The sequence below is a fragment of the Streptomyces sp. NPDC006624 genome, assembly GCF_040611555.1.
In the GTDB taxonomy this organism is placed as follows: Bacteria; Actinomycetota; Actinomycetes; order Streptomycetales; family Streptomycetaceae; genus Streptomyces.
The window spans coordinates 44,853-56,830 of record NZ_JBEXOM010000009.1 but is presented as its reverse complement, the minus strand read 5'-3'; the positions used below and the strand labels follow the sequence as shown (position 1 = coordinate 56,830).

The window sequence follows — 11,978 nt, the reverse complement described above, 5'->3', positions numbered from 1 at the left end:
TGCTGTCCGCGGTGCGTGCCCCGAGGGGTCACGCCGTCGGCGCCGCCGAGGGCGGGGCCGTGCCCGCCCGCTCGGCGAGCCCAGGGAAGGCTACGCTCTCCCCGCGCCAGCGCACCGCGCGCACCGCTGCCTCCCGCAGCGCCTCGGCGGCCAGGGCCCGCCGCCCACCGCCCGCGGCGCGCACCAGGTCCGAGTACACCGCGGCCACCCGGTCCTCCAGCTCGGCCGCGAACCGCACCGCGGCCGCCGCGTCCGGCACCGGGAAGGGCAGCGCGTACCCGGCGGCCGCCGCGACCGGCCGGCCGCCCAGGTCCCTCACCTCGCGCACCAGCGCGTCCCGGCGCGCCCGGTGCGCGTCGTAGGCGGTGCGCGCCTCGCCGCGCTGCTTCTCGCCGATCCTGCCGCCGACGACGCCGTACCCGTACACCGCCGCGTGCTCGGCCGCCAGGGCCGCCTGGAGAGCCCGCAGCTCCCGGTCCTCGTCCTCGCTCACGCGTCACCCTCCGTCAGCAGAAACACGTGCGCCGCCCCGGCCGCCGCCACCGAGGCCAGCAGCCGCGCCAGCTCGCCCGGCGCGGCCAGCAGCTCCTTGGCCCGCCGGTCGGCGAGCTCCCGCTCCGCGGCGGCGAGCCCGGCCAGGGCCTCCCGGTCGCTGCCCGGCACGGCGCCGTTGCCCGGCGCGGTGGCCGTGGGGGAGGGCGACGGTGAGCCGGTCGCCGAGGGCGCCGCCTTCCGGCCGCCCCCGAAGGCCTCCGCGTGCCGGACGACCTCCGCCCGCAGCGGAGCCAGCCGCCGCGCCAGCGCGGGCCGCGCGGCGATCACGGCGTCGTACCGCTCCAGCAGCCCCTCGCTGTCCCGCGCCGCACGCGCGCGTGCCCGGCGCTCGGCGGCCGACGGGCCGTCGCCCGGCTCCGGGGCGTCCCCGGAGCCGGAGGTGCAGCCCGCGAGGGCGAGGGCCGCCGGGCCGGCGGCGAGCAGACTCCTTCTGCGCGGACCCGAGCGGGCACGCGGCGATGGCGGGAACGGCACGTCAGACGTCCTCGGGGGCTCGTTTTCGAGAAAGAAGCGGCGGGAAGGGCTGCACGCCCGTGATCACGGTACCCGGGCCCCCGCCCGGGACCACTCAGCGGCACCGTTCGTCACGGGGTGGACGGCAACACACCCTGCGACCGGATACCCTTTGACCAGACACGCGACCCATCCCACAACAGCACACGCGGCCGAGGAGTCACCCGGATGAGCACCACCCAGAGCGAGAGGCTGCGAGAACTGCTGGAACCGCTCGTCGCATCCCAGGGGCTGGATCTCGAGGAGATCGCCGTGGACTCCGTCGGCCGCAAGCGTGTGCTGCGCGTCGTCGTCGACTCGGACACGGGCGCCGATCTGGACCGGATCGCCGATGTGAGCCGCGCGCTCTCGGCGAAGCTCGACGAGACGGACGCGATGGGCGAGGCGGAGTACACCCTCGAGGTCGGCACCCCGGGTGCCGAGCGCCTCCTCACGGAACACCGGCACTACGTGCGCGCCACGGACCGGCTGGTGAGGTTCCAGCTGGACGGGGGCGACGAACTGGTCGCCAGGATCCTGAAGGTCGACGACGAGGGCGTCGACACCGAGGTGCCCGGGGTCAAGGGCCGCAAGGCCACCGCGCGCAGACTCGCCTTCGACGACATCGTCCGGGCGCGCGTCCAGGTCGAGTTCAGCCGCAAGGACAACAAGAAGGAAGAGGAGGCGTAGCCGTGGACATCGACATGAGCGCCCTGCGGGGCTTGGTTCGGGAGAAGGAGATCTCCTTCGACCTGCTGGTCGAGGCGATCGAGTCGGCCCTCCTCATCGCCTACCACCGCACCGAGGGAAGCCGCCGCCACGCGCGCGTGGAGCTCAACCGGGAGACCGGCCATGTGACCGTGTGGGCGAAGGAGGACCCCGACGACCTCGAGGAGGGCCAGGAGCCCCGCGAGTTCGACGACACCCCGTCCGGCTTCGGCCGTATCGCCGCCACCACGGCGAAGCAGGTCATCCTGCAGCGGCTGCGCGACGCGGAGGACGACGCGACGCTCGGCGAGTACGCGGGCCGCGAGGGCGACATCGTCACCGGCGTGGTCCAGCAGGGCCGCGACCCGAAGAACGTGCTGGTCGACATCGGCAAGCTCGAGGCGATCCTGCCGGTGCAGGAGCAGGTGCCGGGGGAGAGCTACGCGCACGGCATGCGGCTGCGCTCGTACGTGGTCCGGGTCGCCAAGGGCGTCCGCGGCCCGTCCGTGACGCTGTCGCGCACGCACCCCAACCTGGTGAAGAAGCTCTTCGCCCTGGAGGTGCCGGAGATCGCCGACGGTTCCGTGGAGATCGCCGCGATCGCCCGTGAGGCCGGTCACCGCACCAAGATCGCCGTACGGTCCACCCGGTCGGGCCTGAACGCCAAGGGTGCCTGCATCGGCCCCATGGGCGGCCGGGTGCGCAACGTGATGGGCGAGCTGAACGGTGAGAAGATCGACATCGTCGACTGGTCGGAGGACCCGGCCGAGATGGTGGCGAACGCGCTCTCCCCGGCCCGCGTCTCCAAGGTCGAGATCGTGGACATGTCGACCCGGTCGGCCCGCGTGACCGTGCCGGACTACCAGCTGTCCCTGGCCATCGGCAAGGAAGGGCAGAACGCCCGGCTGGCGGCCCGGCTCACCGGCTGGCGGATCGACATCCGCCCGGACACGGAACCGGCCGGCGACGACGGCCGAGGGGAATAGATCCAAGCCGCGCGCCGTTCAGATCACGACAGCTTGGCGCGCGGCATCTGTTCGATTCCTGCCCCAAAGGGGTGAGGAGCGTACGGGGAGGTAGACTTAGCAGTGTCTGGCCGGACGCGCGCCCGCTCATGCCCTGAACGCACCTGTGTCGGGTGTCGGGAGCGAGCGGCCAAGGCCGAGCTGCTGCGCATCGTGGCGATCGAGGACGCATGTGTCCCCGATCCACGCGGTACGCTGCCCGGCCGGGGTGCGTACGTACACCCCGCCCAGGTCTGTCTCGACCAGGCGGTACGCCGCCGGGCGTTCACCAGGGCACTGCGCGCCCCAGGAGCGCTCGACACAAAGGCGTTGCGCCGATACGTCGAGCAGACGACAGTTGCCGAGCAGGCAACACGGTAAGACGTGCCGTACGGAACCCCGTGCGGCTAGGTACCTCGCGAGTCGAAAGCAGGTCGAGATTGCGATGAGCACTCGATGAGTACGCGATGAGTACGCCCATGAACTAGCGACGGTCCGGACGCAACCCGGACCTCAAAGGAGCGAAGTGGCTAAGGTCCGGGTCTACGAACTCGCCAAGGAGTTCGGTGTCGAGAGCAAGGTCGTCATGGCCAAGCTCCAGGAACTCGGTGAATTCGTCCGTTCGGCGTCTTCGACGATCGAAGCGCCCGTCGTACGCAAACTGACGGACGCCCTCCAGCAGGGCAACGGAGGCGGCAAGTCCGCCCCCGCACGCAAGGCTGCCCCGGCGAAGCCGGGCGCCCCCTCTCCGGCGCAGGCTGCCCGTCCGGCCGCCCCGCGCCCGCCGGCCCCCAAGCCGGCAGCCGCCGAGAAGCCCGCGGCTCCCGCCGCGCCGGCCACTCCCGGCCCCCGTCCCACCCCGGGCCCGAAGCCCGCGCCGCGGCCCGCCCCGGCGTCCCCGGCTCCGACCACGCCCGAGTTCACGGCGCCCCCGTCGGCTCCCGCCGCGCCGGCGCCCTCCCAGGGTTCCGGCCCGCGTCCGGGCGCCCCGCGTCCGGCCGGCCAGGCGCCGCGTCCGGGTGCCCCGCGTCCGGGTGGTCCCGGCCAGGGCGGCCAGGGCCGTGGTGACCGCGGCGACCGTCCCGGTGCTCCGCGTTCGGGTGGCGGCGCCCCCCGTCCCGGTGCCCGTCCGGCGGGTCCCCGTCCGGGTAACAACCCCTTCACCTCTGGTGGCTCCACCGGCATGGCGCGCCCGCAGGCGCCCCGTCCGGGCGGTGCCCCGCGTCCGGGCGGTCCCGGTGCGCCCGGCGGCGCCCCGCGTCCGCAGGGCCAGGGCCAGGGCGGTCCCCGTCCCCAGGGCGCGGCGGGCGGTCCCCGTCCGCAGGCTCCGGGCGGCGCCCGTCCCACGCCGGGCGGCATGCCCCGTCCGCAGGGCGGCGGTCCCCGTCCCGGCGGCGGTCCCGGCGGCCCGCGTCCCAACCCCGGCATGATGCCGCAGCGTCCGGCTGCCGGCCCGCGTCCCGGTGGCGGTGGCCCCGGCGGCCGCGGTCCCGGTGGCGGCGGTCGTCCCGGTGGCGGCGGCGGTCGCCCGGGTGGCGGCGGCTTCGCCGGTCGTCCCGGCGGCGGCGGTGGCGGCGGCTTCGCCGGCCGTCCCGGCGGTCCCGGTGGCGGTGGCGGCGGCTTCGCCGGCCGTCCCGGTGGCGGCGGTGGCCGTCCCGGCTTCGGCGGCCGTCCCGGCGGTCCCGGTGGCCGTGGTGGCACGCAGGGCGCCTTCGGCCGTCCCGGCGGTCCCGCGCGTCGCGGCCGCAAGTCGAAGCGGCAGAGGCGCCAGGAGTACGAGGCCATGCAGGCCCCGTCGGTCGGCGGCGTGATGCTGCCTCGCGGCAACGGCGAGACCGTTCGCCTGTCGCGCGGTGCCTCGCTCACCGACTTCGCGGAGAAGATCAACGCCAACCCGGCGTCGCTCGTCGCGGTCATGATGAACCTCGGCGAGATGGTCACGGCCACGCAGTCCGTCTCCGACGAGACGCTGCAGCTCCTCGCCGACGAGATGAACTACACGGTTCAGATCGTCAGCCCCGAGGAGGAGGACCGCGAGCTCCTGGAGTCCTTCGACATCGAGTTCGGCGAGGACGAGGGCGACGAGGAGGACCTGATGGTCCGCCCGCCGGTCGTCACCGTCATGGGTCACGTCGACCACGGCAAGACCCGCCTGCTCGACGCCATCCGCAAGACGAACGTCATCGCGGGCGAGGCCGGCGGCATCACCCAGCACATCGGTGCCTACCAGGTCGCGACCGAGGTCAACGACGAAGAGCGCAAGATCACCTTCATCGACACCCCGGGTCACGAGGCGTTCACCGCCATGCGTGCCCGTGGTGCCCGGTCGACGGACATCGCGATCCTGGTCGTCGCGGCCAACGATGGCGTCATGCCGCAGACGGTCGAGGCGCTCAACCACGCCAAGGCGGCCGAGGTCCCGATCGTCGTCGCGGTCAACAAGATCGACGTCGAGGGTGCCGACCCGACCAAGGTGCGCGGTCAGCTCACCGAGTACGGGCTGGTGGCCGAGGAGTACGGCGGCGACACCATGTTCGTCGACATCTCCGCCAAGCAGGGTCTGCACATCGACTCCCTGCTGGAGGCCGTGATCCTCACGGCCGACGCCTCGCTCGACCTGCGGGCCAACCCGAACCAGGACGCGCAGGGCATCGCGATCGAGTCCCGTCTCGACCGCGGCCGCGGTGCCGTGTCGACGGTCCTCGTCCAGCGCGGCACGCTGCGGGTCGGCGACACCATGGTGGTCGGCGACGCGTACGGCCGGGTCCGGGCGATGCACGACGACAACGGCAACAGCGTGGCCGAGGCCGGTCCCTCGACGCCGGTCCAGGTCCTGGGCCTGACCAACGTCCCGGGTGCGGGCGACAACTTCCTGGTGGTGGACGAGGACCGTACGGCCCGTCAGATCGCCGAGAAGCGCGCCGCCCGCGAGCGCAACGCGGCCTTCGCCAAGCGCACGCGCCGCGTCTCGCTCGAGGACCTGGACAAGGTGCTCAAGGCCGGCGAGGTCCAGCAGCTGAACCTCATCATCAAGGGTGACGCTTCCGGTTCCGTCGAGGCCCTGGAGTCCTCCCTGCTCCAGCTCGACGTCGGCGAAGAGGTCGACATCCGGGTCCTGCACCGCGGCGTCGGTGCGGTCACGGAGTCCGACATCGACCTGGCGATGGGCTCGGACGCGATCGTCATCGGCTTCAACGTCCGCGCTGCCGGACGTGCCCAGCAGATGGCGGAGCGCGAGGGCGTGGACGTCCGCTACTACTCGGTCATCTACCAGGCGATCGAGGAGATCGAGGCGGCCCTCAAGGGCATGCTCAAGCCGGAGTACGAAGAGGTCGAGCTCGGTACGGCGGAGATCCGCGAGGTCTTCAAGTCGTCCAAGCTGGGCAACATCGCGGGTGTCCTCATCCGCTCCGGCGAGGTCAAGCGCAACACCAAGGCGCGCCTCATCCGCGACGGCAAGGTGGTCGCGGAGAACCTCAACATCGAGGGACTGCGTCGCTTCAAGGACGACGTCACCGAGATCCGCGAAGGGTTCGAGGGCGGTATCAACCTCGGCAACTTCAACGACATCAAGGTCGACGACGTCATCGCGACGTACGAGATGCGGGAGAAGCCGCGGGTGTGACCCACGGTGCACACCGACCGGCCGACGCGGCACCCGCCGCGTCGGCCGGTCGGCCGTTCGCAGCGTCACGCGGCCCGTGCCCGGCTCGGGAAAACCCGATCGAGCACCGGGCGCGGACGAGGTAACGTTCCTGATGTCCCTGCCACCACACCGCAGGGCCATCGATCCCGTACCGGCGGGTCATCCGGATACACACATGTACGTGGGGACTCTGTCCTTCGACCTGCTCCTCGGCGACGTGCGGTCGCTGAAGGAGAAGCGCTCCGTCGTCCGCCCCATCGTCGCCGAGCTCCAGCGCAGGTACGCGGTGAGCGCGGCCGAGGTGGACCACATGGACCTCCATCGCAGAGCCGTCGTCGGTCTGGCGATGGTGTCCGGCGACGCGGGGCACCTGAGCGAGGTACTCGACCGGTGCGAACGGCTCGTGGCCGGCCGCCCGGAGGTGGAGTTGCTGTCCGTCAGGCGGCGCTTCCACGGCGAAGACGACTACTGACGACCCAGACACGACCCAGACAGGAAAGAACGGGAGACGGACCAGTGGCCGACAACGCGCGGGCCAAGAGGCTGGCGGACCTCATCCGGGAAGTGGTGGCCCAGAAGCTGCAGCGCGGGATCAAGGACCCGCGGCTCGGCTCGCACGTCACCATCACGGACACCCGGGTCACGGGTGACCTCAGGGAGGCGACCGTCTTCTACACCGTGTACGGGGACGACGAGGAGCGCGCGGCGGCCGCCGCGGGCCTGGAGAGCGCCAAGGGCATCCTGCGCTCCGAGGTCGGCCGCGCCGCCGGTGTGAAGTTCACGCCGACCCTGACCTTCGTCATGGACGCCCTTCCGGACAACGCCCGCACCATCGAGGACCTCCTCGACAAGGCGCGCCAGTCCGACGCCAAGGTGCGCGAGGCGTCCGCGGGCGCGAAGTACGCCGGCGAGGCCGACCCGTACCGCAAGCCCGACGAGGACGACGAGACGGACGACACCGCCGAATGACCCAGAAGCACACCACGCCCGACGGCCTCGTCATCGTCGACAAGCCGTCGGGCTTCACTTCGCACGACGTGGTCGCCAAGATGCGCGGCATCGCCAGGACGCGACGCGTCGGCCACGCCGGCACCCTCGACCCGATGGCGACGGGCGTCCTCGTCCTCGGCGTCGAGAAGGCCACCAAGCTCCTCGGTCACCTCGCGCTGACCGAGAAGGAGTACCTGGGCACCGTCCGGCTCGGGCAGAACACCGTCACGGACGACGCCGAGGGGGAGATCACCTCCTCCACCGACGCCTCCCGGGTGACCCGCGAGGCCGTCGACGCCGGCATCGCCAAGCTGACCGGCGACATCATGCAGGTGCCGTCCAAGGTCAGCGCCATCAAGATCAACGGCGTGCGGTCCTACAAGCGGGCCCGGGAGGGCGAGGAGTTCGACATCCCGGCCCGGCCGGTCACGGTCTCCTCCTTCGGCGTCCACGACGTCCGCGAGGCCGTCGCCGAGGACGGCACGCCCGTGCTCGACCTGGTCGTGTCGGTCGTCTGCTCCTCCGGCACCTACATCCGCGCCCTGGCCCGCGACCTCGGGGCCGACCTCGGCGTCGGCGGCCACCTCACGGCGCTGCGCCGGACCCGGGTCGGCCCCTACAAGCTGGAGTCGGCCCGCACCCTGGACCAGCTGCAGCAGGAGCTGACCGTGATGCCGGTCGCCGAGGCCGCCGCCGCGGCGTTCCCCCGCTGGGACGTGGACGCCCGGCGCGCCCGGCTGCTCACCAACGGCGTACGGGTGGACATGCCCGAGGAGTACGCCGGCTCCGGCCCTGTCGCCGTCTTCGACCCCGAGGGCCGCTTCCTCGTCCTCGTCGAGGAGCAGCGGGGCAAGGCCAAGAGCCTGGCCGTCTTCCGCTGAGACCCGGCCGGGACCCTTCCGCCCGCGGAGCGGCGACCACGGGGTACCTCCACTGTCGCCGCTCCACGGACCCCCCTCGGTTCCCCCACCCCTAGGGTGTATCCAGCCGCCCCGCTTCCTTCACCCGTCCGTGCGGGCGCTCGGAGTGAACCGGGGGAGCGGAAGGGGGCGCTTTCGCGAAGCGATCTGTCCGGCTGATCATCCCGCCCCTACCGTCGAACACGAGGGCACGGGTGTACGGCGGGGAGGCTCGACGATGACGTCGCGGAACCGGTCCCGGAAGACGGACGGCAGCGCACCGGACTGCCACGGCGACCACCCCGCGGGGACGGCACCCACGGGCGGGGCGGCACCCGGCGACGCCCTCGTGCGGATCCACGACCTGGCCGGCCGCCCCCGCGGCTCCGGCTTCCTGGCCGACCACCACGGCACCCTGATCACCAGCCACGAGGCCGTCGACGGCCTGCCCCGGCTCGTCCTGTACGGCGCCGGGGACCGCCGCCGGGTCGTGACCGCCGACGCCGTCACCCCGCTGCCCGCGCTCGACCTCGCCCTGGTCCGCACCGACGGGCTCGGCGTGCCGCCGCTGCCCGTCACCGCGCGGGACCAAGCCCGCACCGGCTCCTACGTGCGGATCGCCGCCGGCGGATGGCGCGAGGCGCGGGTGCTGGGCACGACCGACGTGACGTACACGGCCACGGACCGCTGCCACCGGTTCTGCGGCGCCTTGGAGCTGGCGGTCGGCACCGCGGGGCGGGACGCGCTGCGGCTGGGCGGGGGAGCCGCCGGCGGCCCCGTGCTCGACGCCGTGACCGGCGCGGTCGTCGGCGTCCTCGGCACGGCGCTGCGCACCGGCCACAGCGACGTCGGGTTCGCCGTGCCGCTGCACCCCCGGCTCCCCGGCGCCCCGGAGCCGCTCGCCGGGCTGCTCGCCGAGAACGCGGCGACGGTCCCCGCCTACGGCGACGATCTGAACCTGGCCGCGGTGCTGGAGCTGACCGGCGCCTCGGTGGTGCTGGAGGGCCCGCCCGACGGCACCGGTGTCCGGCGGCCGGTGCAACGGGCCGCCGTGGCGGCCGAGTTCGAGGCGTTCGCGACGGGACCGGCGGCCGTGCTCGGTCTGGTGGGGCCGCCCGGCAGCGGGCGCACGACGGAACTGGCGGCACTGGCGGAGCGCCGCCGCCGCGCCGGGCATCCCACGCTGTGGCTGCGCGGCTGCGACCTGCTCGACGACGACGCCTCGGTGGCGGACGCGGCCCGCCGTGCCCTGGACCGGGCCGTCCACGCGGTGGCGGCCGGCTCCGCCCCGTCCGACCCCGGCGACACCACGCCCGAGCGCCTCGCCCGCCTCTCCGGCGCCCTGGCCCGCCCCCTGCTGCTCCTCCTCGACGGCCCCGAGGAGATGCCGCCGGCCCTGGCCCGTCGCAGGGCCGACTGGGCGGACGGGACGCTGCGCTGGCTCCGGGAGACCGGGGCGCGGCTGGTGGTGGCGTGCCGGGCGGAGTACTGGGAGAGCGCGCCGTTCCCGGCGGAGCCCTGCGTGCGTCTCGGCGACCTCACCGAGGAGGAGGCCCGCGAGGCGCGCCGGAGCCTCGGCATCCCGGAGCGCGCCCTGCTGCCGGCCGACGCCCGGCATCCCCTCACCCTGGGGCTCCTCGCCGAGATCCGCGAGGCCCTCACCGACCCTCCCGAGACCGCCCCGGTCGGCCGGGACGACGTCCTCGCGGCCCACCTCGACCTGATGTGCCTGCGGGTCGCCCGGCGCCTGGCCGCCGGCGACGGCCTGCGCGGCACCGCCGTACGCCGGCTCGCCGCGAAGGTCGCCGGGCAGGTGCACGAGGCCGCCCGGCGCAGTCTCGGCCCGGGGCCGACGGGCCTGGACCGGGAGGCGTTCGCGGAGCTGTTCCCGTGGGGGAGCGCCCCGGAGCGGCTCGGCGGCGGCACCGGCTGGGCGTCGGCCGTGCTCGCCGAGGGGCTGCTCGTGCCGGCCGGACCCGGCTACCGCTTCGCCCACGAGGAACTGGCCGACTGGCTCCAGGGCCTGCACCTCGACCTCGACGAGGCGCTGCACGCCCTCGTCCACCGCCGGGACGCCGACGCCGACCCGGTGCCGCACCACCGCGTCGGACCGGTCGTCCAGGCCCTGCTGTGGCTCGGCCGCCAGCGCGGCTGCGGCCACCTGGCCTCCCGGCTGGCCGACCTGGTGCACGCCCTGGACGCCGACCCGGGCTGCTGGTGGGCGGCCCGGCTGCTGACCGGGACCCTGTCGGCCGTGCCCGACGCGATGCCGTACGCCGAGGTGCTGCGGCTGCTCGCCGACCGGATCGTGGCCTGGCGGCGGCAGCGGCGGCCCGTGCCCGAGGAGGCCGGGCCCGCCTTCTGGACGGGACTGCGGCTGACCGAGGACACGCGCTTCGCCCTGCTGGAACGGCTGGTGCACGCCGACGGGCCGCCGTGCGAGGCCGGACCGCGCTTCCTGGACGCCGTCGCCCGGCTGCTCGCCGCCGACCCCGTCGCCGTGCAGCCGCGGCTCGCCCGCTGGTTCGACGACGAGCAGCCGCTGCCCGCCACCCCGCACGCGACGGTCGCCCTGGCCGCGCAGGCGCTGCTGCACACCCACCGCCACCGCGCCCCGGACGAGCTGACGGACGTGCTCGCCGACCGCGCGCACCCGCGGGCCGACGAACTGCTCGCCGTGCTGGCGGAGGAGGAGCCGTCGGCCGTGTGCCGGGCCGCCGACCGCTGGGCGCGCGACGAACGCCCGGCGCGCCGGGCCGCCGCCGTGGCCCACGGGCTGCGCGCCGCACCCCGGGTCAGCGCCGCGGGGGACCGCGCCCTGCTGCGCCACGCGGCCCTCACCCTGCTCGCCCGCCCCGCCGACCGCCACCTGCACGGCGGTGCGCTCGCCCTCCTCGTCCAGGACCCGCACACCCGGGCCCGCCATCTGCCGCGGGCACTGGAGCACTTCGCGGCCGGCGACCCGCGGCTGCCGCCCGACGCCCTGGCCGGAGCCCTCCTCACCGACCCCGAGCCGGTGCTCGCCGCCTTCGCGGAGCGGCTGGAGCGGCCGGACGGGGAGGAGGCCCTGCGGGCGCTGGCCGACGCCGGCACACCCGGCCTGGCCCGGCGGATCGCCGCGCTGCTGGGGCAGGCGGCCGAACGGCGCCCCGAACTCGCCGGGCAGACGGCCGCGTACGTCGACCAGCGGCTCGACCGCGGCCCCGCCGCCCGTGCCGTGCTCCTGCCGCTGGTCACCGGCCTGCTGGAGGACGGCCCGGTGCGGCTGCGCTGCGCCCTCGCCACCGTCCTGAGCCCGCCCGGCGTCCCCGCCTCCCGGCCGCTGCGCCGGGAGCTGCGCGAGACGCTCCTGGCCCGCGAGCAGGACACCGACGTGCTGGACGCGCTGCTGCACGCCGCGGCCCGCAATGGCCGCGACGACCTGCGCGACCTGCGCGACCTGGTGCGCCGCATCGGGCTGCTCCTCGGCCGCACCCCCGAGGGCGCCGGCCGCTTCGACCGCGCCCTGGTCGACCTCGGCCGGCACGTGCCCGGTTTCGCCGCCCGCGTGGCCGGGTGGCTGGCCGACGCGCCGGGCGAGTGGGCGGCCCTGGTCGGTCCCAGCTCCCAGCGCGCCATCGAGAGCCTGGCGGGCGCCCGCGTGCCCGTCTGACCGGCGTCCCCGGGCACCGGTCCGGGTAGGGT

The 11,978-nt window shown here is 74.7% G+C and carries 10 protein-coding genes; 8 read left to right on the top strand and 2 right to left on the bottom strand.

Annotated elements, in window-relative coordinates; translation table 11 throughout:
• Nucleotides 1-28: 28 nt before the first annotated feature.
• Both ABZY20_RS18530 and ABZY20_RS18525 read right to left on the bottom strand, forming a co-directional pair.
• Nucleotides 29-493: a ferritin-like domain-containing protein gene (locus tag ABZY20_RS18530; RefSeq protein WP_356442598.1), complete on the bottom strand. Its 465-nt coding sequence runs from the start codon at nt 491-493 to the stop codon at nt 29-31.
• Nucleotides 490-1,029: a hypothetical protein gene (locus tag ABZY20_RS18525; RefSeq protein ID WP_356442597.1), complete on the bottom strand. Its 540-nt coding sequence runs from the start codon at nt 1,027-1,029 to the stop codon at nt 490-492. Before ABZY20_RS18525 ends, ABZY20_RS18530 begins: the two co-directional genes overlap by 4 nt.
• A 207-nt stretch (nt 1,030-1,236) precedes the next feature.
• Between ABZY20_RS18525 and rimP the strand changes: the two genes are divergently transcribed.
• The 8 genes from rimP to ABZY20_RS18485 all read left to right on the top strand — a co-directional run bounded on the left by rimP (nt 1,237) and on the right by ABZY20_RS18485 (nt 11,946).
• Nucleotides 1,237-1,737, top strand: coding sequence for a ribosome maturation factor RimP (gene rimP, locus ABZY20_RS18520; protein WP_356442596.1), 501 nt, complete (start codon nt 1,237-1,239; stop codon nt 1,735-1,737).
• A 2-nt stretch (nt 1,738-1,739) separates the two neighbouring features.
• Nucleotides 1,740-2,741 (top strand): transcription termination factor NusA, encoded by a 1,002-nt coding sequence (gene nusA, locus ABZY20_RS18515; protein ID WP_356442595.1) that lies wholly within the window; start codon nt 1,740-1,742, stop codon nt 2,739-2,741.
• Nucleotides 2,742-2,843: 102 nt separating this feature from the next.
• The gene (locus tag ABZY20_RS18510) at nt 2,844-3,140 is read left to right on the top strand and encodes a YlxR family protein (protein WP_356442594.1); all 297 of its coding nucleotides are present in this window, start codon (nt 2,844-2,846) and stop codon (nt 3,138-3,140) included.
• A gap of 145 nt (nt 3,141-3,285) precedes the next feature.
• Complete coding sequence (gene infB, locus ABZY20_RS18505) at nt 3,286-6,384, top strand: translation initiation factor IF-2 (RefSeq protein ID WP_356442593.1); 3,099 nt, start codon at nt 3,286-3,288, stop codon at nt 6,382-6,384.
• Nucleotides 6,385-6,580: 196 nt separating this feature from the next.
• A complete protein-coding gene (locus ABZY20_RS18500) occupies nt 6,581-6,877 on the top strand; it encodes a DUF503 domain-containing protein (protein ID WP_356442592.1) in 297 nt (98 codons plus the stop codon).
• Between the two features lie 44 nt (nt 6,878-6,921).
• Nucleotides 6,922-7,374, top strand: coding sequence for a 30S ribosome-binding factor RbfA (rbfA, locus tag ABZY20_RS18495; RefSeq protein WP_311688512.1), 453 nt, complete (start codon nt 6,922-6,924; stop codon nt 7,372-7,374).
• Nucleotides 7,371-8,276, top strand: coding sequence for a tRNA pseudouridine(55) synthase TruB (gene truB, locus ABZY20_RS18490; RefSeq protein WP_356442591.1), 906 nt, complete (start codon nt 7,371-7,373; stop codon nt 8,274-8,276). Before rbfA ends, truB begins: the two co-directional genes overlap by 4 nt.
• 256 nt (nt 8,277-8,532) lie before the next feature.
• Entirely contained in the window at nt 8,533-11,946 is a 3,414-nt protein-coding gene (locus tag ABZY20_RS18485) for a trypsin-like peptidase domain-containing protein (RefSeq protein ID WP_356442590.1), read from the top strand.
• Nucleotides 11,947-11,978: the final 32 nt, after the last annotated feature.